The organism is Luteimonas sp. TWI662, assembly GCF_039673825.1.
Taxonomy (GTDB): Bacteria; Pseudomonadota; Gammaproteobacteria; order Xanthomonadales; family Xanthomonadaceae; genus Luteimonas.
The window spans coordinates 1-21,123 of record NZ_JBDJMI010000026.1 but is presented as its reverse complement, the minus strand read 5'-3'; the positions used below and the strand labels follow the sequence as shown (position 1 = coordinate 21,123).

General features: G+C 68.7%; 18 protein-coding genes and 1 pseudogene. 16 read left to right on the top strand and 3 right to left on the bottom strand.

Annotated elements, in window-relative coordinates; translation table 11 throughout:
• The first annotated feature begins 49 nt into the window (after positions 1-49).
• The 6 genes from ABE488_RS15135 (at position 50) to moeB (ending at position 6,432) form a co-directional block, all read left to right on the top strand.
• On the top strand, positions 50-682 hold the full coding sequence (locus tag ABE488_RS15135; RefSeq protein ID WP_346449209.1) for a tetratricopeptide repeat protein: 633 nt from the start codon (positions 50-52) through the stop codon (positions 680-682).
• Positions 682-1,902, top strand: a complete 1,221-nt coding sequence (gene bamB / locus ABE488_RS15130) for an outer membrane protein assembly factor BamB (RefSeq protein ID WP_346444157.1) — start codon at positions 682-684, stop codon at positions 1,900-1,902. The genes ABE488_RS15135 and bamB overlap by 1 nt, the downstream gene beginning before the upstream one ends.
• 125 nt (positions 1,903-2,027) lie before the next feature.
• Positions 2,028-3,437 (top strand): ribosome biogenesis GTPase Der, encoded by a 1,410-nt coding sequence (der, locus tag ABE488_RS15125; protein ID WP_183427064.1) that lies wholly within the window; start codon positions 2,028-2,030, stop codon positions 3,435-3,437.
• Positions 3,434-4,021 (top strand): molybdenum cofactor guanylyltransferase, encoded by a 588-nt coding sequence (locus ABE488_RS15120; protein WP_346444159.1) that lies wholly within the window; start codon positions 3,434-3,436, stop codon positions 4,019-4,021. The genes der and ABE488_RS15120 overlap by 4 nt, the downstream gene beginning before the upstream one ends.
• Positions 3,999-5,249: a gephyrin-like molybdotransferase Glp gene (gene glp, locus ABE488_RS15115; protein ID WP_346449207.1), complete on the top strand. Its 1,251-nt coding sequence runs from the start codon at positions 3,999-4,001 to the stop codon at positions 5,247-5,249. Before ABE488_RS15120 ends, glp begins: the two co-directional genes overlap by 23 nt.
• Before the next feature lie 52 nt (positions 5,250-5,301).
• The gene (gene moeB / locus ABE488_RS15110) at positions 5,302-6,432 is read left to right on the top strand and encodes a molybdopterin-synthase adenylyltransferase MoeB (RefSeq protein ID WP_346449206.1); all 1,131 of its coding nucleotides are present in this window, start codon (positions 5,302-5,304) and stop codon (positions 6,430-6,432) included.
• Between the two features lie 7 nt (positions 6,433-6,439).
• Here moeB and ABE488_RS15105 read toward each other — a convergent pair whose 3' ends face one another.
• Positions 6,440-7,351, bottom strand: coding sequence for a LysR family transcriptional regulator (locus ABE488_RS15105; protein WP_346444163.1), 912 nt, complete (start codon positions 7,349-7,351; stop codon positions 6,440-6,442).
• Between the two features lie 99 nt (positions 7,352-7,450).
• On the opposite strand from ABE488_RS15105, the gene ABE488_RS15100 reads away from it, so the two are divergent.
• The gene (locus ABE488_RS15100; protein ID WP_346444165.1) at positions 7,451-8,230 is read left to right on the top strand and encodes an SDR family oxidoreductase; all 780 of its coding nucleotides are present in this window, start codon (positions 7,451-7,453) and stop codon (positions 8,228-8,230) included.
• Between the two features lie 81 nt (positions 8,231-8,311).
• Positions 8,312-9,331 (top strand): DUF2272 domain-containing protein, encoded by a 1,020-nt coding sequence (locus ABE488_RS15095; protein WP_346449204.1) that lies wholly within the window; start codon positions 8,312-8,314, stop codon positions 9,329-9,331.
• A 10-nt stretch (positions 9,332-9,341) separates the two neighbouring features.
• Here ABE488_RS15095 and ABE488_RS15090 read toward each other — a convergent pair whose 3' ends face one another.
• Positions 9,342-9,680: a DUF1244 domain-containing protein gene (locus ABE488_RS15090; RefSeq protein ID WP_346449203.1), complete on the bottom strand. Its 339-nt coding sequence runs from the start codon at positions 9,678-9,680 to the stop codon at positions 9,342-9,344.
• Positions 9,681-9,791: 111 nt separating this feature from the next.
• Between ABE488_RS15090 and folD the strand changes: the two genes are divergently transcribed.
• The 8 genes and pseudogenes from folD (at position 9,792) to ABE488_RS15050 (ending at position 20,838) form a co-directional block, all read left to right on the top strand.
• The gene (gene folD, locus ABE488_RS15085; RefSeq protein ID WP_346444169.1) at positions 9,792-10,670 is read left to right on the top strand and encodes a bifunctional methylenetetrahydrofolate dehydrogenase/methenyltetrahydrofolate cyclohydrolase FolD; all 879 of its coding nucleotides are present in this window, start codon (positions 9,792-9,794) and stop codon (positions 10,668-10,670) included.
• 84 nt (positions 10,671-10,754) lie between these two features.
• A complete protein-coding gene (guaB, locus tag ABE488_RS15080) occupies positions 10,755-12,212 on the top strand; it encodes an IMP dehydrogenase (RefSeq protein WP_346444170.1) in 1,458 nt (485 codons plus the stop codon).
• Between the two features lie 120 nt (positions 12,213-12,332).
• A complete protein-coding gene (gene guaA / locus ABE488_RS15075; protein ID WP_346449202.1) occupies positions 12,333-13,913 on the top strand; it encodes a glutamine-hydrolyzing GMP synthase in 1,581 nt (526 codons plus the stop codon).
• A gap of 391 nt (positions 13,914-14,304) precedes the next feature.
• Entirely contained in the window at positions 14,305-15,918 is a 1,614-nt protein-coding gene (locus tag ABE488_RS15070) for a Fic family protein (protein ID WP_346449201.1), read from the top strand.
• A gap of 24 nt (positions 15,919-15,942) precedes the next feature.
• Positions 15,943-16,632, top strand: a pseudogene (gene guaA, locus ABE488_RS15065) (glutamine-hydrolyzing GMP synthase); the annotation flags it as partial.
• Between the two features lie 227 nt (positions 16,633-16,859).
• A complete protein-coding gene (locus ABE488_RS15060) occupies positions 16,860-18,707 on the top strand; it encodes a class I SAM-dependent DNA methyltransferase (protein WP_346449199.1) in 1,848 nt (615 codons plus the stop codon).
• A complete protein-coding gene (locus ABE488_RS15055; RefSeq protein WP_346449197.1) occupies positions 18,704-20,077 on the top strand; it encodes a restriction endonuclease subunit S in 1,374 nt (457 codons plus the stop codon). The genes ABE488_RS15060 and ABE488_RS15055 overlap by 4 nt, the downstream gene beginning before the upstream one ends.
• A complete protein-coding gene (locus ABE488_RS15050) occupies positions 20,077-20,838 on the top strand; it encodes a hypothetical protein (protein ID WP_346449195.1) in 762 nt (253 codons plus the stop codon). The genes ABE488_RS15055 and ABE488_RS15050 overlap by 1 nt, the downstream gene beginning before the upstream one ends.
• Before the next feature lie 162 nt (positions 20,839-21,000).
• Here ABE488_RS15050 and ABE488_RS15045 read toward each other — a convergent pair.
• A partial coding sequence (locus ABE488_RS15045; RefSeq protein WP_346449230.1) for a transposase occupies positions 21,001-21,123 on the bottom strand: 123 nt, incomplete at its 5' end.

Sequence of the window (21,123 nt, the reverse complement as noted above, 5' to 3'; positions counted from 1 at the left end):
CGTTTTCCAATGGCAAAGACCCGTCGCCGGCGACGGGCGCAGAGAACATATGGCACTTGATGAGCTGCTGGACGAGCGCGAACAGGGGGAGCGGGTCAAGGCCTGGCTTCGCGACAACGGCCTGGGCCTGATCGGTGGCGTCATCGTGGGCGGGGCCCTGATCTTCGGCTGGCAGTACTGGAAGCAGCGGACCCACGACCAGGCGGCTGCCCAGCACGCCGACTACCAGGCCGCGGTGCTCGACATCCGGTCCGGGGCGCTCGACAAGGCCGGCGAGCGCATCGCCGCGCTGCCCGATTCCACCTATGGCGAACTGGCCGCATTGCAGCTGGCCAAGGCTCAGCTCGATGCCGGCGAGCGCGATGCCGCGATCGCGACGCTGCAGGGCGTCGAGGGCGCCGAACCCGGCGTGGCGGCGGTCGTGCGCCAGCGCCTGGCGCGGCTGCTGATCGACGCCGGCCGCGACCAGGAGGCGGTCGCGCTGCTCGACGGCGTCGACGATGCGGTCTCGCTGGAAGTGCGCGGCGACGCGCATTTCGCGCTCGACCACGCCGACCAGGCCCGCGCCGACTACGCCAGCGCGCTGCGCGGCCTCGACAGCGCAGCGCCCCAGCGCGGCCTGGTCGAACTCAAGCTTTCCCAAGTCGGCGGTGCGCCGGACGAACCCGAGGTTGAATCCTGATGACCGAGCACACGGCCCCCGCCGCGGCTTCCCCCGTTCCGTCCCGCGCGTTGCGGTTCGCGGCGATTGCGTTGTGCGCGGTCGCGGTGACCGGCTGCAGCACCGTCCGCGGCTGGTTCGGCAACAGCGAGAAGGCCGATGCCAAGGCCCTGTCGGAGCCCGCCAAGCTGACCGATATCACCCCGTCGGTGACGGTGTCGCGCCTGTGGACCGCCAATGCCGGCAAGGGCGAAGGCCGGCTGGGCGTGCGCCAGGGGCCGGTGGTCGCCGATGGCCGCGTCTATGTCGCCGCGATCAAGGGCGGCGTGCGGGCCCTGGACCTGCAGAGCGGCGCGTCGGTCTGGCGCCATGAATCGGACCTGCGGCTGAGCGGCGGCCCCGGCGTCGGCGACGGCCTGGTCGTGGTCGGCAGCCTGGACGGCGACGTGCTGGCGCTCGATGCGGCCACCGGCGAACAGCGCTGGACCGCCAAGGTCACCAACGAAGTCATCGCCGCGCCGACGATCGGGCAGGGCCTGGTGCTGGTGCGCTCCAACGACGGCCGCGTCACCGCGTTCGACATCGCCAGTGGCGAGCGTCGCTGGTTCTGGGTCCGCGAACTGCCGTCGCTGACCGTCCGTGGCAACGACGCGCCGGTGCTGGGGCCGGGCTTCGTGTTCGTCGGCAACGACGACGGCACGCTCGCCGCACTCGCGCTGGCCGACGGCCGCACGCTGTGGGAGCAGGCGGTCGCCCAGCCCGACGGCCGCACCGAACTCGAGCGCATGGCCGATGTCGACGGCACGCCCGTCCTCGACGAGGCCGTGCTGTTTGCCAGCAGCTACCGGCATCGCACGATGGCGCTCGAAGGCCCGAGCGGCCGTCCGCTGTGGGTCAGCGAGCATGGCGGGTCCAACCGTCCGGCGCTGTCGACCCATCGCGTGGTCGTTACCGACGCCAACGGCACCGTCTGGGCGCTGGACAAGTTCAGCGGCACCGCGGCCTGGCAGCAGCCGGCACTGGCGCGGCGCAACCTCAGCGCGGCAGTGATCCAGGGCGACTACGCCGTGGTCGGCGACCTCGACGGCTATCTGCACTGGCTGCGTCTGGACGACGGCGAGTTCGCCGCGCGCCAGCGCGCCGGCCGCGACCCCATCAAGGGCGCACCGGTCGTCGCCGACGGCGTGCTGGTGGTGCAGACGGTCGACGGCGACGTCAGCGCCTGGCGCCTGAGCCAGTAGGGTTTCGACGCTGCCAATGCGACACTAGGGCCCCGGGCGGTGTCGCCGCCCGGGGCCTCTTCGTTTTCGGGTCGCCGCCACGGTGCCGGCCCTTCCTTCCGCTCTTTCGTTCCGGATCCTGCCGCATGCTCCCGCTCGTCGCCCTCGTGGGCCGCCCCAACGTCGGCAAGTCGACGCTGTTCAACGCGATGACCCGCACCCGCGACGCGCTCGTCCATGACGAGCCGGGCGTCACCCGCGACCGTCACTACGGCGTGTGCCGCCTCGGCGCGCGTCCGTTCGCGCTGGTCGATACCGGCGGCATCGCCGGCGAGAGCGTGCATCTGGAGGAAGCCGGACTGGCCGGCCCGACCGCCAAGCAGTCGCGCGCGGCGGCGGCGGAGGCCGACCTCGTGCTGTTCGTCGTCGACGGCCGTGAGGGCGCCTCGGCGCTCGACGACGAACTGCTGCGCTGGCTGCGCAAGCTCGGCAAGCCGACGTTCCTGATCATCAACAAGACCGACGGGCTCGATGCGCGTGCGGCGATCGCGGACTTCTCGCGCTACGGCTTCACCGACGCGCACGCGGTGTCCTCGGCGCACCGCCACGGCATCGACGAACTCGTCGACGACGTGCTCGAAAAGCTCCCCGAAACCGGGCAGGCCGAGCAGCTCGACACCGACCCCACGCGCATCCGCGTGACCTTCGTCGGCCGCCCGAACGTCGGCAAGTCGACCCTGGTCAACCGCATCCTCGGCGAGGAGCGGATGATCGCCTCGGAGGTCGCCGGCACCACCCGCGACTCGATCGAGGTCGATCTCGAACGCGACGGCCGGCGCTACCGCTTGGTCGACACCGCCGGCATCCGCCGCAAGTCGAAGGTCGACGAGGCGGTGGAGACGTTCTCGATCATCAAGACCCTGCAGGCGATCGAGGCCACTCAGGTCTCGGTGGTGATGATCGATGCCAGCGAGGGCGTCACCGACCAGGACGCGAGCGTGCTCGGCGCAGTGCTCGACTCCGGGCGCGCCCTGGTGGTCGCGGTCAACAAGTGGGACGGGCTGAGCGAGTACCAGCGCGAGCAGACCGAAGCGCTGCTGTCGCGCAAGCTCGCATTCGTGCCCTGGGCCGAGGCGGTGCGCATCAGCGCCAAGCACGGCTCGGGCCTGCGTGAACTGTTCGCCGCGATCCATCGCGCGCACGCCTCGGCCAACTACAAGTTCGGCACGTCGGATGTGACCCGCGCGCTCGAGATCGCCGCCGAGACCAACCCGCCGCCGGTCGTGCGGGGGCATGCGCCCAAGCTGCGCTTCGCGCACCCGGGCGGCGAGAACCCGCCGACGATCGTCGTCCACGGCAACCGCCTGCGCACGCTGCCCGACAGCTATCGCCGGTATCTGGAGAACTTCTTCCGCAAGCGCTTCAAGCTGGTCGGCACGCCGGTGCGCTTCGTGTTCCGCGAGGGCGACAACCCCTATAAGGACAAGAAGAACGTGCTCAGCGAACGCCAGGTCGCCAAGAAGAAGCGGCTGATCCGGCACGTCAAGCGCAAGTGAGCGTGCCGCCCACCGCGGCGGCACTGACCGTCGGCGTGATCGCCGGCGGCCGCGGCTCGCGCCTGGGCGGCCTCGACAAGGCCTGGCTCGAGCAGGGCGGCACAGCGCAGGTGCTGCGCTGGCGCGCGCGCTTCGCCCCGCAGGCAGCGCGGTTCCTGGTCAGCGCCAACCGCGACCTCGCTCGCTACGCAGCCCACGGCATCGAGACCGTGGTCGATCGCACGCCCGATGCCGGGCCGATGTCCGGGCTCGACGCGCTGGCCGCCGCCGTCGACACGCCCTGGCTGCTGACCCTGCCGGTCGATCTGTGCGAGGCCGATGCCCGACTGCTGCCGATGCTGGCCTTGCTGGCCGGCGACACCGGCGCCTGCGCGCAGGACGATGACGGCGTGCAGCCGCTGGTCGCGTTGTGGCCGACCGACGCGCTGCGACGCGGCGCGGCCGAGGCGCTGGCGCGCGGCGACTACGCGGTGCGCGCGTTGCAGAGCCGGCTCGGCATGCGGACCGTCCGATTGGAAGGTGTACGCTTCGGCAACCTCAATACGCCTGACGATCTGATCGATGCCGGAATCGCCGCACCCTGACACCGCCCCGTCCTTTCCCTACCGCGTGCCGTTCGACCAGGCCTGCGCGATCGTCGATGCGGTCGCCGCCGAACGTGCGCTCGAGGTGCAGACGCTGTCGCTGGGCCGTGCCCATGGCCATGTGCTCGCGCGCGATGTCGTCGCCACGTTGCCGCAACCGCCGTTCGACAACTCGGCGATGGACGGTTTCGCGCTGGACCATCACGATCTGGCGGGCGAGGGGACGGCGGTGCTGCAACTGGTCGGCGAGCAGTTCGCCGGCCCGCGTGCGGACGTGCGCATCGCGCGCGGGCAGTGCCTGCGCATCACCACCGGCGCACCGATTCCCGAAGGCGCCAACACCGTGGTGATGAAGGAAAACACGCGCCTGGACGGCGACCGGGTCGAGATCCTGGTGCCACCGCGTCCGGGCCAGCACGTGCGCCGCGCCGGCGAGGATTCCAAGGTCGGCGACCGTCTGCTGCATGCCGGCGAAGTGCTGACCCCGAGCCGGATCGCACTCGCGGCGTCCCAGGGCCTGGCGCAGTTGGAGGTCGTGCGCCGGCCGACGGTGGCGGTGTTCGCGACCGGCGACGAACTCGTCGAGCCAGGCATGCCGTTGCAGCCCGGGCAGATCTACAACTCCAACCGCGAGCAGCTGATGGGCCTGCTGCGCGCCGAGGGCCTGGAGCCGGTCGCGTTCCCGACGCTGCCAGACGACCCGGCGCAGATCGCCTCGGCGCTGCGCCATGCCGGCGAGGCCTTCGACATCGTGCTGACCTGCGGTGGCGTGTCGGCCGGCGAAAAGGACCACCTGCCCGAACTGCTGCAGCGCCGCGGCCGCGTGCGCCTGTGGAAGACGATGATGAAGCCGGGCATGCCGCTGCTGCTTGCAGAGGGCGAGACGCTGGGGCCGGCGCTGTTCCTGTGCCTGCCGGGCAATCCGGTCTCGGTGCTGGCCACGTGGCTGGCGGTCGGCCGGCGCCTGGTCGATGGCCTGCAGCGGCGCGCCCCGCGGCCGATCCGGCGCGCGCGCCTGCGCGATGCGTGGACCAAGAAGCACGAGCGGCTGGAATTCCTGCGCGGGCGCTGGTCGATCGACGAGGACGGCGTGTCGCGCGTCGAACCCAACCCCGCCGACGGCTCGCACCGGATGCAGGCGGCGGCCGATTCGGACGTGCTGATCGTGCTCGAGGCCGGCGCGCGCGAGTACCCGGCCGACAGTGTGGTCGAAGTCGTGCCGTACTGAGCGATCCGGCGGTGGGACGACCCGGTCGCCCACGACGGGCGATAATCGGCGCATGAGCATTCCCGAGATCTCCCCCGACGAGGCCCTGCGCCGTCGCCGGGGCGGCGTGCGCCTGATCGACGTGCGCGACGCCCACGAGCGCGTGACCGGCATGGCCGAAGGCGCCGAAGGCGTCGACCGCGCGACGCTGGAAGCCGCGCCGCAGACGCACGTGCCCGACCGCGCCGCGCCGCTGCTGCTGATCTGCCAGAGCGGCCGGCGTTCGCTGCAGGCCGCGCACGCGCTGGCCGCGGCCGGCTACACCGACATCGCCTCGGTCGCCGGCGGCACCAGCCGCTGGCAGGCCGAGGGGTTGCCGACGACGTTGCCCGATGGCGATATCGACCTGGATTTCCACGACCGCTACTCGCGGCACCTGCGCCTGCCCGAGATCGGCCTGGCGGGGCAGCGCCGGCTGGCCGAGGCCACGGTGCTGGTGATCGGGGCGGGCGGCCTCGGCTCGCCGGCCGCGTACTACCTCGCCGCGGCCGGCGTGGGCACGTTGCGCATCGCCGACGACGATGTCGTCGACCGCAGCAACCTGCAGCGGCAGATCCTGCATGCCGAGGACCGCATCGGCCAGCCCAAGGTCGCCTCGGCCGCGGCCACGCTCGGCGCGCTGAACCCGCGCACGCGGATCGAGGCGGTCGTCGAGCGCGTCACCAGCGCCAACATCGACCGGCTGATCGACGGCGTCGATGTGGTGCTCGACGGCGCCGACAACTTCCCGGTCCGCTACCTGCTCAACGACGCCTGCGTGTTGCACCGCAAGCCGCTGGTCTACGGCGCCGTGCACCGCTTCGAGGGCCAGGTCAGCGTGTTCGACGCCGGACGCGCGCGTGGCCGTTGCCCCTGTTATCGCTGCCTGTTTCCCGAGCCGCCACCGGCGGAAGCCGCCCCGAACTGCTCGGAAGTCGGCGTGCTGGGCGTGCTGCCGGGCGTGATCGGCCTGCTGCAGGCAACCGAAGTGCTCAAACTGCTGATCGGCATCGGCGAGCCGCTGCGCGGGCGCCTGCTGCAGTTCGATGCACTGCGGATGCGCTTTCGCGAGACCCGGCTGGGCGCCGATCCCGACTGCCCACTGTGCGCACCGGGCCGCGACTTCCCCGGCTACATCGACTACGCGGCGTTCTGCGCCGGCTGAGCCCGCCTCAGGGCGCGGATACCGGCTCAACGAGCGGCGCGATGACCCCGTCGAGCCAGCCGATCAGCACCTGCACCAGTCGCGAGCCGCGCTGCGGCCCCGGATAGAGCACGCTGACCGGCACGCTCGGCGGCGGCGTATCGGGCAGCAGCTCGCACAGCCGGCCGGCCGCGAGCAGGTCGGCGACGTCGTAGCGCGGCACCTGGATCGCGCCCAGCCCGGCCAGCGCGCAGGCGATGTAGGTCTCGGCATTGCCGACCCCGACCCGTCCGGTCATCGGGCGGGTGACCAGGCCGTCCGCGGACTGGAATTCCCAGGGCTCCGCCCGCCCGCCGGGCGACTGGCCGAAGTGGATCGCCGGCAGGGCCGCCAGCGCGTCCAGGTCGGCGACCGGCCCGTGCCGGGCGAGCAGGGCGGGCGCGGCGCAGGTCACCTGTTGCAGTTGCCCAAGCGGTCGTGCGACCAGGTCGAGGTCGCCGATCGGCCCGACCCGCAGCACGCAGTCGATGCCGTCGCCCACCAGGTTGCTCAAGCGATCGCTGCCGCCCAGCTCGATCGCGATGCCGGGATAGGCCGCGAGAAACGCGGGCAGGGCGGGCGCGAGCAGCAGGCGCGCCATCCGCGCCGGGGCCTCGACCCGCAGCAGGCCGCTGGGCTGGGCGGCCGGCTGGAACAGCTGCGCGATGCCCTCGGCGTCGGCCAGCAGTTCGACACCGCGCGCGTACAGCCGCTCGCCGTCACTGCTGAGCCGGACCTGGCGGGTCGTGCGCTGGAACAGCCGCGTGCCCAGATGCCGCTCCAACTGGCCGATGGCGGCCGAGACCGACGACGGCGCCAGCCCCTCGAGTTCCGCTGCGCGACTGAAGCTGCCGCAGTCGGCCACGCGGCGGAACAGCGCGAGATGGCGCAACAGATCCATGATTATTCGGTAGCGCCGAAAACAAACTGTCGATTCATCGTGTTTATTCGAGCCGGGGGCTGCGGTCAACTGGGGACTCCCCCATCGCAGGAGCATGGCATGTCCAAGATCGACCATTCGCTGCACGGCAAGACGGTGCTGATCGCCGGTGGCGCGAAGAACCTCGGCGGGCTGATCGCCCGCGATCTGGCCTGGAACGGCGCCAGCGCAGTGCTGATCCACCATCACGATGCCGACTCGCTCCCGGCCGCGCAGGAGACCGCGCGCGCCGTCCAGGCGGCCGGCGCCAAGGCCGAGATCTTCTCCGGCGACCTGACCCGTCCGGACAACGTCGCCGCGCTGTTCGATGCCGGTGTGTCGGCCTTCGGCCATATCGACATCGCCATCAACACCGTCGGCATGGTGCTCAAGAAGCCGCTGACCGAGATCGGCGAGGCCGAGTACGACAAGATGTTCGACATCAACGCCAAGGCGGCGTTCTTCTTCCTGCAGCAGGCCGGCCTGAAAGTGGCCGACCACGGCAAGGTGCTGACCCTGGTGACCTCGCTGCTCGGTGCCTTCACCCCGTACTACGCCGCCTATGCGGGCGCCAAGGCGCCGGTGGAACACTTCACCCGTGCCGCCGCCAAGGAGTTCGGGGCGCGTGGCATCTCGGTAACCGCGATCGGACCGGGGCCGATGGACACGCCGTTCTTCTACGGCCAGGAAGACAAGGACGCCGTGGCCTACCACCGCTCGGCCGCGGCGCTGTCGGGCTGCAGCCGCACCGGCCTGACCGATATCGAGGACGTGGTGCCGTTCGTCCGGCACCTGGTCAGCGAGGGCTGGTGGATCACCGGCCAGACCCTGCTGATCAACGGCGGCTATACGACCAAGTAAGCGGCGACGCGCCCGCCCACCGGCCTTCACACGGGGCGGGGCACGATGAGTCCCATCCTGCCCCCGCTCCCGAGGTTGCGCATGTCGTCACGCTGGCTCTGTCTGTTGGTCCTGGCTTGGCTGCTCGTGTGGCCGCCGGGCGCGTCCGCCGCCGACCCGTGCCCGTTGCTGCGCACGCAGGTGGCGGCGCCGGACCCGGCGACGCGGCTGGCCGCGGTGGCCTGCGAGGAGCACCAGACCTGGCACCGGCCGTTCATCGATGCGGACGGGCGTTACGCGGGGTCCACCGTGCGCGAGGCCGAAACCGCGCTGCTGACCAATGGCGAGCAGGCCTGGCGCCGGGTCGCGGGCTATTGGGTGGGCGCCGGCCTGCTGCCTCGACTGCAGCACCGGCCGGGCGCCGGCGAATGCGCCTACGCGGCCTACGGCGGTGCGCCGTCGCCCGGGTGCCGGGCGTTCCTGGTCGATGTGCCGTGGTCGGCGGCGTTCGTGTCCTGGACCGCGCGGCGCGCCGCGCTGCCCGGCTTCGAGGGCTCGCCCAGCCACGTCGACTACGTGCGCGCGGCCTACCGCAACCCCGAGACCAGCGCCTACCGCGTCGCCAACCCGGTGAGTGCGCGGCCGGCGCGCGGCGACCTGCTGTGCTACGTGCGCGCCGCCAACCGTGTGTTCGGCTTCGCCGGCCTGGCGACGCTGCTCAGCAGCGAGGACAGCGGGCTGGGCATGCACTGCGATGTCGTCGTCGGCGCGGCTGCCGAGGGCGGCAATGTCGCGTACCTGGTCGGCGGCAACGTGCTCGACGGCGTGACCATGCGGATGCTGCCGCTCTCGGCCGGCGGGCAGTTCGCCGCATTGCCGATGCGCACGCTCGACGATGTGCCGTGCACGCCCGACACGCCGGCCGCCTGCAGCGCCAACCGCCAGGACTGGGCTGTGCTGCTGCAATTGCGGCCGGCGCAGGAACTGGCCGCGTTGCAGCCGGCGATGCCGCTGGTCTCGCCGACGGCGCCGACGCCGGTGCTGCCGACGCCGGGCCAGCCGTCGGCCCCGATGTGCTGCGTGGAATGCAGCGTCGGCGACGGCCTGCCGCGCTGCCCGTGACGCGCGCGCTTCAGCCCCCGTGCGTGCGCTGGCTCGCGGCGAATGCGGCCTGTTGCTCCGGCGTCGCCTCGCGCTGGTGCTGGGCCTTCCAGGTCTCGAACGGCATGCCGTAGAACGCCTCGCGCGCCGCGGCCTTGTCGAACGCCACGCCCTCGGCGCGCACCGCATCGCCGTACCAATCGGCCAGGCAGTTGCGGCAGAAGCCGGCCAGGATCATCAGGTCGATGTTCTGCACCTCCGGCCGGGCCTCGAGCAGATGCGCGCGCAAGCGCCGGAACGCGGCCGCCTCGGCGCGGATGCGGGCGTCGTCGGACAGCGGGGCGGGCGTGGGCTTGGGCGCATCGGTCATGGTCGATCCAGGGGGCAGGCGAGGCCGACAGGATCGGCATCGCGGCCGATGTCTGCAAGCCGGGGCCCGAATCAGGGACAATGGGGCGCTCTTTCGCCGCACGACGCCCGCATGACCGCCGCAGACCCCGTTCCGGCCCGAATTCTCGACGGCAAGCGCATTGCCGACACCCTGCTCGACGAACTGCGCGTGCGCGTGGATGCGCGCATCGCCGGCGGCGGGACGCGCCCGGGGCTGGCGGTGGTGCTGGTCGGCAGCGACCCGGCCTCGCAGTCCTACGTGCGCAACAAGCGCCGCGCCGCGCAGAAGGTGGGCATCCAGGCCTTCGACTTCGACCTGCCGGTGGGCACGACCGAGGCCGAGCTGGTCGCGCTGATCGACCGCCTCAACGCCGACCCCGCCGTGCACGGCATCCTGGTCCAGCTACCGCTGCCGGGCATCGACGACGCGAGCCGGCTGATCGAGCGCATCGACCCGCGCAAGGACGTCGACGGTTTCCATCCGGCGAACGTCGGCCACCTGGCGCTGCGCCAGTTCGGCCTGCGCCCGTGCACGCCGCGCGGCATCACCACGCTGCTGGCCTACACCGACCGCCCGGTGCGCGGCGCCAGCGCCACGATCGTCGGCGTCAGCAACCACGTCGGCCGGCCGATGGCGCTGGAACTGATGATCGCCGGCTGCACGGTGACCACCTGTCACCGCTTTACGCCGCCGGACGTACTGCGCCGCCATGTCGGCGAGGCCGACATCCTGGTCGTCGCCGTCGGCCGCCCCGGGCTGATCCCCGGCGACTGGGTCAAGCCCGGCGCGGTGGTGATCGATGTCGGCATCAACCGGCTCGACGACGGCCGCCTGGTCGGCGATGTCGGCTTTGTCGAGGCCGCGCGGCGGGCGAGCTGGATCACGCCGGTGCCCGGCGGTGTCGGCCCGATGACCGTGGCCACGTTGATGCAGAACACGATCGAAGCGGCCGAGCAGGCCGGCACTTAGCGCGACATCCGCGGCGTCCGGTCGCGGCGCGCCGGGGCCGCAAACGCGATAGAATGGCGCGCTTCCTCCTCCCCGGCACCCCGCATGCTGCGCATCCAGGCCGAAGCACTCACCTACGACGACGTCTCGCTCGTTCCCGCCCACTCGATCGTCCTGCCCAAGGACGTCCGCCTCGCCACGCGGCTGACCCGCGACCTGCGCCTGAATCTGCCGATCGTCTCGGCGGCAATGGACACGGTCACCGAAGCGCGCCTGGCCATCGCGATGGCGCAGATGGGCGGCATCGGCATCGTGCACAAGAACCTGAGCGTCGAGCGTCAGGCGGCCGAGGTGGCCCGGGTCAAGAACTTCGAAGCCGGCGTCATCCGCGAACCCTTCACCGTGGGCCCGGATACCAGCATCGGTGAAGTGCTGCGCCTGACCCGCGCGCGCAACATCTCCGGCGTGCCGGTGGTCGACGGCGGCAAACTGGTGGGCATCGTCACCGGGCGCGACATGCGCTTTGAGACCAAGCTCGACGACCCGGTGCGCAACGTCATGACCAAGCACGACCGCCTGGTCACCGTGCGCGAGGGCGCGAGCGAGGACGAGGTGCTGGCGCTGCTGCACAAGCACCGCATCGAAAAGGTACTGGTGGTCAACGACGCCTTCGCGCTGCGCGGCCTGATCACCGTCAAGGACATCCAGAAAGCCCACGACAACCCCAACGCTGCCAAGGACGCCGACGAGCAGTTGCTGGTGGGCGCGGCGGTCGGCGTGGGCGGCGACACCGAAGCGCGCGTCGAAGCGCTGGTCGCAGCCGGCGTGGACGTGATCATCGTCGACACCGCGCACGGCCACTCGCAGGGCGTGCTCGACCGCGTGAACTGGGTCAAGAAGACCTATCCCAAGGTCCAGGTCATCGGCGGCAACATCGTCACCGGCGACGCGGCCAAGGCGCTCGAGGACGCCGGCGCGGACGCGGTGAAGGTGGGCGTGGGCCCCGGTTCGATCTGCACCACGCGCGTCGTTGCCGGCGTCGGCGTGCCGCAGATCACCGCGATCGACTTCGTCGCCGAAGCCCTGCAGGACCGCATCCCGCTGATCGCCGACGGCGGCATCCGCTACTCGGGCGACATCGGCAAGGCCCTGGCGGCCGGCGCCTCGACGGTGATGATCGGCGGCCTGTTCGGCGGCACCGAGGAATCGCCCGGCGAGGTCGAGCTGTTCCAGGGCCGCAGCTACAAGAGCTACCGCGGCATGGGCAGCCTGGGCGCGATGGAGCAGGGCAGCAAGGACCGGTATTTCCAGGATTCGTCCGACGCCGACAAGCTGGTGCCCGAGGGCATCGAAGGCCGCGTGCCGTACCGCGGCCCGCTGGCCGGCATCGTCCACCAGCTCGCCGGCGGCCTGCGCGCGACGATGGGCTACGTGGGCTGCGCGACGATCGAAGACATGCGCACCAAACCGCAGTTCGTGAAGATCACCGGTGCCGGCCAGCGCGAGAGCCACGTCCACGACGTGACGATCACCAAGCAGCCGCCGAACTACCAGGCCGGCTGAGGCCGCGCCGCCACGCACTGATCCGGGATTCGCGCAAGCGGATCCCGTTTCGTATCCGGCCCCCACCTTCCGTTTCCCCAGCGCGCCCGCGCCCTCACCCGACACGACAAGCCCACGCCGATGACCGACCTGCACAGCGACAAGATCCTGATCCTCGACTTCGGCGCGCAGTACACGCAGCTGATCGCCCGCCGCATCCGCGAGCTGGGCGTGTACTGCGAGATCTGGGCCTGGGACCACGACCCGGCGCAGATCGCCGCGTTCGCGCCCAAGGGCATCATCCTCTCCGGCGGCCCCGAATCGACGACCGAGCACGGCTCGCCGCGCGCCCCACAACAGGTGTTCGACAGCGGCCTGCCGCTGCTGGGCATCTGCTACGGCATGCAGACGATGGCCAAGCAGTTGGGCGGGGAGACCGAATCGGCCGACGCCCGCGAGTACGGCCACGCGGAAGTCGCGATCGTCGTCCAGGACCGCCTGTTCGACGGCCTGAGCGACCACGCCGGCAGCCAGCGCCTGGACGTGTGGATGAGCCACGGCGACCACGTCAGCGCGGCGCCGCCGGACTTCACCGTCACCGCCACCACCGACCGCGTGCCCGTGGCCGCGTTCGCCCATGAGGTCAAGCGCTGGTACGGCGTGCAGTTCCACCCCGAAGTCACCCACACCAAGCAGGGCCAGGCGCTGCTGCGCCGCTTCGTCGTCGACATCTGCGGCTGCGCCACGCTGTGGACCGCGGCCAACATCATCGACGACCAGATCGCGCGCGTGCGCGAGACCGTGGGCCAGGACGAGGTGATCCTGGGCCTGTCCGGCGGCGTGGACTCGTCCGTCGTCGCCGCCTTGCTGCACAAGGCCATCGGCGACCAGCTGACCTGCGTCTTCGTCGACACCGGCCTGCTGCGCTTCCAGGAAGGCGACCAGGTGATGGCGACCTTCGCGGACGCCTCCAGCGCCCACGGCCTCGGCATTCGCGTCATCCGCATCGACGCGCGCGAGCGCTACTTCAAGGCGCTGGCCGGCGTCAGCGACCCCGAGGCCAAGCGCAAGATCATCGGCAACCTGTTCGTCGAAATCTTCGACGAAGAGTCCGGCAAGCTCAGCAACGCCAAGTGGCTGGCGCAGGGCACCATCTACCCCGACGTGATCGAATCGGCCGGCAGCAAGACCGGCAAGGCGCACGTCATCAAGAGCCACCACAACGTGGGCGGCCTGCCCGAGCACATGAAGCTGGGCCTGGTCGAACCGCTGCGCGAACTGTTCAAGGACGAAGTGCGGCGCCTGGGCGTGGAACTGGGCCTGCCGCGCGAGATGGTCTACCGCCACCCGTTCCCGGGCCCCGGCCTGGGCGTGCGCATCCTGGGCGAAGTGAAGGCCGAGTACGCCGAGATCCTGGCCCGCGCCGACCACATCTTCATCGAGGAACTGCGCCGCGCCGACCTCTACGACAAGACCAGCCAGGCCTTCGCGGTGTTCCTGCCGGTCAAGTCGGTCGGCGTCGTCGGCGATGCCCGCGCGTATGAGTGGGTGATCTCACTGCGCGCTGTGGAGACCATCGACTTCATGACCGCCCACTGGGCGCACCTGCCGTACGACTTCCTGGGCCGCGTCTCGAATCGGATCATCAATGAGGTGCGTGGGGTCTCGCGGGTGGTGTACGACATCAGTGGGAAGCCGCCGGCGACGATTGAGTGGGAATAGGGAGCGTCTGGAGGGGGCGATCGCTGTTGTCTTCCTGTCGGCCAGCTCGAGCGCGACCGGCCCTGCTTTGCGCTAGCGGCGCAGCAGGTCGATTGCGAGCCGGATAACGGCGAGAGAGGAGGGTGGGACGGCAAACGTCGGGTTCGGCTTTTTCCCTGGGGTCGGACTGCCCTGTCGTACCTGCAGCCATGGTGGTGGTCTGCGCGGTGATCCAGCCGTCTCGGATCGCATCAGGGCTCGTCCGTAGCGCCCCGTAGCGGCCGGCTCGACGGCGCTTGCGGCCCAACGGCCGCCGTACAATAATCGAAATCATGCATTTCAATTGATTTGTAATCGATTCTTTTCGCCCGTAATCGGGAAGGTGCATAAGCGCGTGCCCAGGAGCCATGCCATGAACGATCTGCCAGCCGATCCGATCGGTGCCGGGTGGCTCGCCCGGCGCTTCGAAGTGCTGCCCGCCGGACGGCTGCCGGTGCTCAGCCAGATAGGCGGGCGACGGGCGACGGCGGTCGAGGACGGCTTCCGTCTGGAAACCTACCAGGAGGCGATGCGGCCGTCCTCAGAACCCGCCGCGCACCTGCAGTTCCATCTTCGCCACGAAGTCCCGCACCTGGAGTTCCTCGCCCGGCTGTTCGCGCGCAGCGGGCCGGCCTTCGTCCAGGCTTGGGTGGATGCAGAGCCCACGGGACAGTACGCCCGGCGGGCCGCGTTCCTGTACGAATGGCTGACCGGCGATGCCTTGCAAGTGCCGGCGCGGCTCGGCGGCAACTACGTCGATGCGATCGACGACGCCAAGCTGGTCGCCGCCTCGCCTGCCCAGGTGGACAAAGTCCAGCGCTGGCGGGTCAACGACAACCTGCCGGGCACCCGGTGGTTCTGCCCGACGGTGGTCAAGACCGACACCGTGCTCCGCGCCGCGGACCTGGACGTGCGCGCACTGTTCGGTGCGCTGGCGAGCGAGTTCGGCGAGGACCTCCTGATGCGCGCGGCGGCCTGGATGACGCTGCGAGAGAGCCGCGCCAGTTTCGCCATCGAGGGCGAGGCAGACCAGGACAGCCGCGTCCGGCGCTTCGCCGACGTGATGGCCCGGCGCACCGGCCAGGACGCGCCCCCGCTGACCGACGAGGCACTCGCCGAACTGCAGCGCGAGATCCTGGGCGACAGGACGACGCTCGTGCATTTCGGCATCCGCCAGTCGCCCGTCTTCGTCGGCGAGCGGGTGCGCTACGAGGAAGTCGTGCACTACGTGGCACCGATGCCGGCGGACGTGCCACCGATGCTGGAGGGCCTGCGCGTCTTCCTGCATAGGACGCAGGGGCAGTCGCCGGTGATGCGCAGTGCCGTGGTGGCGTTCGGTTTCGTCTACATCCATCCGCTGGCCGACGGCAACGGCCGCGTGCACCGCTTCCTCGTCAACGACACGCTGCGCCGGGACGGGGTGGTGCCGGACCCCGTGATCCTGCCGGTGTCGGCCGTCATCACCGACGACGCCGGCGAGCGGCGCGGCTACGACCGCGTCCTGGACCGGGTCTCGCGGCCGTTGATGGAGAGGGTACGGGAGCTCGTGGCGTTCGAGCCCACGTTGACCACCTATCCGGACGGCGTGGCGTCGAATTTCGCGTTCACCGGTGCCGAAGTGGCACGGCCGGTCTGGCGCTATCCCGACCTCGGGCCACACGTGGTCTATCTGTCGGATGTCATCGGCCGCACGCTGACCGAGCAGATGCGCGAGGAATCGCGCTACCTGCGAAGCCATGCGCGCGCGCGCGCCGGGCTGAAGGAGATCGTGGAGATGCCCGACCATCAGGCCGACCGCGTGCTGCGCTCCATTGAGCAGAATCGCGGGGTCCTGAGCAACGTCCTGGCCAAGGAGATGCCGGTGTTGAAGACGCCTGGCGTGTGGGACGACATCGTTGCGGCGGTGACGCTGGCGTTCAGCGATGGTGAGCCGGCTGATGCGTTGGCCGTGGAGCGCTACCGGCCGGAGCGGCCAGTAGGACGCTAGATGCGTAAGCTCAGCTCATTCTGCGCGCTGGCCGGCGTGAGCGACCCCGAGGCCAAGCGCAAGATCATCGGCAACCTGTTCGTTGAGATCTTCGACGAGGAATCCGGCAAGCTCAGCAATGCCAAGTGGCTGGCGCAGGGCACCATCTACCCCGACGTGATCGAATCGGCCGGCAGCAAGACCGGCAAGGCGCACGTCATCAAGAGCCACCACAACGTGGGCGGCCTGCCCGAGCACATGAAGCTGGGCCTGGTCGAACCGCTGCGCGAGCTGTTCAAGGACGAAGTGCGGCGCCTGGGCGTGGAGCTCGGCCTGCCGCGCGAGATGGTCTACCGCCACCCGTTCCCAGGCCCCGGCCTGGGCGTGCGCATCCTGGGCGAAGTGAAGGCCGAATACGTCGAGATCCTGGCCCGCGCCGACCACATCTTCATCGAGGAACTGCGCAAGGCGGACCTCTACGACAAGACCAGCCAGGCGTTCGCGGTGTTCCTGCCGGTCAAGTCCGTCGGCGTCGTCGGCGACGCCCGTGCGTATGAGTGGGTGATCTCGCTGCGCGCCGTGGAGACCATCGACTTCATGACCGCCCACTGGGCGCACCTGCCGTACGACTTCCTGGGCCGGGTCTCGAACCGGATCATCAATGAAGTGCGTGGGGTGTCGCGGGTGGTGTACGACATCAGTGGGAAGCCGCCGGCGACGATTGAGTGGGAGTGAGGGAGCGTCCATGGCAGCGACCTCATGAGACTGAAGAAGCCCGCCAAGCGCGGGCTTCTCCATTTTCGGAATGGTCCGCGGCAGCTTGTCTGCATGTTAACAGGCTCCATCTCGCGCCATGAATCAGCGCAGTGCTCGGAGCACCGCTATCATTCTCCGATCACCGTCTTGCGGGACAGATTCGCCTGCGTCGAGTGTCCGCAGGCTCGTACGGAGGGATATACGCGTTGAACCAACAGGCCTTGTCCGCTTTCATCTGGTCGGTTGCCGATCTGCTGCGCGGCGACTACAAACAATCCGAGTACGGGCGGGTCATCCTGCCATTCACCGTGCTGCGTCGCTTGGACTGCGTTCTCGCGCCGACCAAGGCCAAGGTGCTGGTCGAAGCAAAGAAAAAGACTGCGGCCGGTCTCAATCCCGATCCGTTCCTCAGGCGCATCGTCGGCACGTCGGGCTTCTACAACACCTCCGATCTGAACCTGCAGACGCTGCTCGGCGACCAGGACCACATCCGCGAGAATCTATACGCCTACATTCAGGGCTTTTCGCCAGAGGCGCGGGACATCTTCGAACGCTTCGACATCTATAACCAGATCGAACGTCTGGCCAAGGCCGGCCTGCTGTATCTGGTCACCGAGAAGTTCGCCAGTATTGATCTGCACCCCGACCACGTGGACAACGCGCAGATGGGGCATGTGTTCGAGGAGCTGATCCGCAAGTTCGCCGAACTCTCCAATGAGACCGCCGGTGAGCACTTCACCCCGCGCGAAGTCATCCGGCTGATGGTCAACCTGATCTTCATCGAGGACGACGACGTACTAACGGCCGGTAACGCCGTGGTGCGCACCGTCTATGATCCCACGGCCGGCACGGGAGGCATGCTCTCGGTGGCCGCCGAGCACCTGCTGGCGCACAACCCGGCCGCGCGGCTCACGCTGTTCGGCCAAGAACTGAATGACGAATCCTACGCCATCTGCAAGGCCGATATGCTGATCCGCGGCCAGCCGGTCGCCAACATTGCGCCGGGCAACACGCTCAGCGACGATGGGCACGCCGGCCGCAAGTTCGACTACATGCTCTCCAATCCGCCCTTCGGCGTGGAGTGGAAGAAGGTCGAGAAGGTCATCCGCGCCGAGCACGAGCAGAAGGGCTTCGACGGCCGCTTCGGCCCCGGCCTGCCGCGCGTGTCTGACGGCTCGATGCTGTTCCTGCTGCACCTGGTGGCCAAGATGTCGCCGGTGGTAAACGGTCGGGGCGGCAGCCGCTTCGGCATCGTGCTCAATGGCTCGCCGCTGTTCACCGGAGGCGCTGGCAGTGGCGAGAGTGAGATCCGCCGCTATCTGCTGGAGAACGATCTTGTCGAGGCCATCATCGGCCTGCCGACCGACATGTTCTACAACACCGGTATTGCCACCTATGTGTGGATCGTCAGTAACAAGAAGCCTGACGACCGCCGCGGCCAGGTGCAATTGATCGACGCGAGCAGCTTCTGGCGCAAGATGCGCAAGAGCCTTGGCAGCAAGCGCCGCGAGATGGGTGAGGACGACATCGCCCTCGTCACCCGCTTGTTCGGCGACTTCACCGAAGCCGAGCGTATCAGCGTGCTGGATGCCGAAGGCCGCGAACTCGAGCAGCGCATCGTCACCGGTACCGACGATGTACCGGTGGCCCCCGAAGGCGGCCGGCTCAAGCGCGTGCCGATCAGCCGCATCTTCCGCAACCAGGACTTCGGCTACACCACCATCACTGTCGAGCGCCCGCTGCGCGATGACGCCGGCAACATCGTGCTGGGCCAGAAGGGCAAGCAGAAGGGCAAGCCGCAACCGGACAGTGCATTGCGTGATACCGAGAACGTGCCGCTGGGCGAGGACGTCGAGGCGTACTTCGCGCGCGAGGTGCTGCCGCATGCGCCGGATGCATGGATCGACGAGACCAGGACGAAGGTGGGCTACGAAATTCCGTTCAACCGCCACTTCTACGTGTTCGAGCCGCCACGTCCGCTGGAAGCGATCGATGCCGAGCTGAAAGCCGTGACCGCCAACATCATGCGGATGCTGGGGGAGATGGCGGAATGAGTCTGCCGAGGTATCCCGAGTACAAGGACAGTGGGGTGGAATGGTTGGGTGAGGTGCCGGCGCATTGGACGGTTGATGCGCTCAGACGCCGCGCATCTTTGAATCCGAGCAAATCTGAAATTGGCGAATTACCTGACGATGCGTTGGTGTCGTTTCTTCCGATGGAGGCAGTCGGAGAGCGTGGGGAGCTGGACTTGTCCCGAACTCGACAGATCTCAGATGTCCTAAGCGGCTATACCTACTTCCGCGAGGGAGACGTGACCTTCGCGAAGATAACTCCCTGTTTCGAGAATGGTAAAGGCGCAAGGATGGTCGGCCTGCATGGCGGATGCGGATTTGGCACAACAGAACTGACAGTCGCCCGACCTAATTCCGATCTTCTCGACAGCCACTACCTTGACTGGGTATTTCGCAGCATGCCGTTTCGAAACCGCGGTGAAGCGGCGATGTACGGCGCAGGGGGACAGAAGCGCGTTCCTGACGAGTTCGTTCGGGAGTTCGTGTGTGGCTGGCCGGATGTCGACGAGCAGATCTCCATCGCGCGCTTCCTCGACCGCGAAACCGCCAGAATTGACGCGCTGATCGCCGAGCAGGAAACGCTGCTTGCACTGCTGGCCGAGAAGCGCCAGGCCACCATCTCCCACGCTGTTACCCGCGGCCTCGATCCCAATGCCCCGATGAAGGACTCCTGCATCGCGTGGCTGGGCGAGGTGCCGGCGCATTGGTCGATTCTTCCGATCAAGTGGGCGATTAGATCGATCGAGCAGGGCTGGAGCCCGCAATGCGAAGGCCACCCTGCCGAGACGCCCGACGAGTGGGGCGTGATGAAGGTTGGCTGTGTAAATGGAGGGATATTCGATCCGGGGGAGAACAAGAAACTTCCCTCTGAGCTTCAGCCAATGTCGGTCTATGCACTTAGGAGTGGTGATCTCCTCGTATCGCGTGCGAACACGCGAGATCTTGTTGGGAGTGCAGCGGTAGTGCCGCAGGATCATCCGAACCTGTTGCTGTGCGACAAGCTGTATCGCTTGCGGACAGATCCCAACTCCTGTGACCCAGCATTTGCTGCAGCCTTCTTGGGGACTCCCCACGCGCGCGCTCAGATCGAGCTTCAGGCGACCGGCGCAAGTAGCTCCATGTTGAATATTGCCCAATCGACGCTGTTGGAGATGCCGCTTCCATTGCCTTCGGTGTCTGAGCAGGTTGAGATCATCAGTTGGCTGGAGGGTCAGGTAAGAAAGTTGGATCAAGCGCGAGACAGTGTTGAGCGCGCTGTAGATCTTCTCAAGGAACGCCGCAGGGCCCTAATCTCCGCCGCCGTCACCGGTCAGATCGACGTCCGCGGTCTGGTGAGCGAAGAGGCCTCCTGATGCGTGCGGAAGCTTTCATTGGCGATAGCTGTCTTCCGGACATCGAGTACCGCACCGACGCGCCCGAGGAAGTGGTGTGCCCGCGCATCGTTCGGCGCGACGGCGTGCCGATGCTGTATCTGCACAACGAGCGCGACGCCGACCACAAAGGCTTCGTTCCGGTTGCCGAGTTCCTGCGCCGCTTGGCCAGGCAGGAGCCGAACCTGGCCTGCACCGGCTACCGCGCGAACGGTAGACAGACCACGATTTCCTTCAACAAGCGCGATCGGGTCACGCTGTCGCCGCGGCTCCAGGCGTGGCTGTCCACGCTGGCTGCGCCGCACGACGGGAAGAGCGCAGCCGTGGTCGGCTTCCTCGCCAATCTGATGCCGCTCTACACGCACGAAGACCGCGATGGCGTGTGGTGCGCGCGATCCCTGCAGGACGGCACGCTGGTGCTGCCGGTGGACGAGTCCGCATGGGACGACGCGCGCGGCACAGTGCGTGTGCACTGGCAGGGCGACGCCACTCGTGCCACGGAGGTGGACGGCGGCCAGCTCGCCGCGCTTGCGCTCGAGCGTTACGTCCGGCTGCATGGCACGGGCGCTTCGGAGGAAGCCATTGCAGCTGAGCTTTGGTTCATGGCCCGCCACTTCCGCCACAAGACCGGCTGCGAGGTGTACCTGCCGCAGCTGTCCGAGCCTCCCGACACGGTGACGCGCTTGCGGAGGAAAGCTGCCGAGATCGGGCAGGGCATTCTCACGAACCTGCTGACCCCGTGATGCAGGTTCTCGGTCGCTCTGTCAGCCGGTATGCGGCATATCGCCGCAGCCGGGTCACCGGCCGCGGGTTCACGGACAAACACAACATCCATATGCGAGGAAATGGACAGCCATGACGCACACGTTGACGGCCAAGGAACAACCGCTGGCCAAAATTTTGGTTCATCGCTGAATTCCGGGGAAGGCTGCGCGGATCTTCAGGAAGAAGTACTCCTGATCGCGGTACCCGTAGGCACGGCGCTTGATGACCTTGATGGTGTTGTTGATGCCTTCAACGATGCTGGT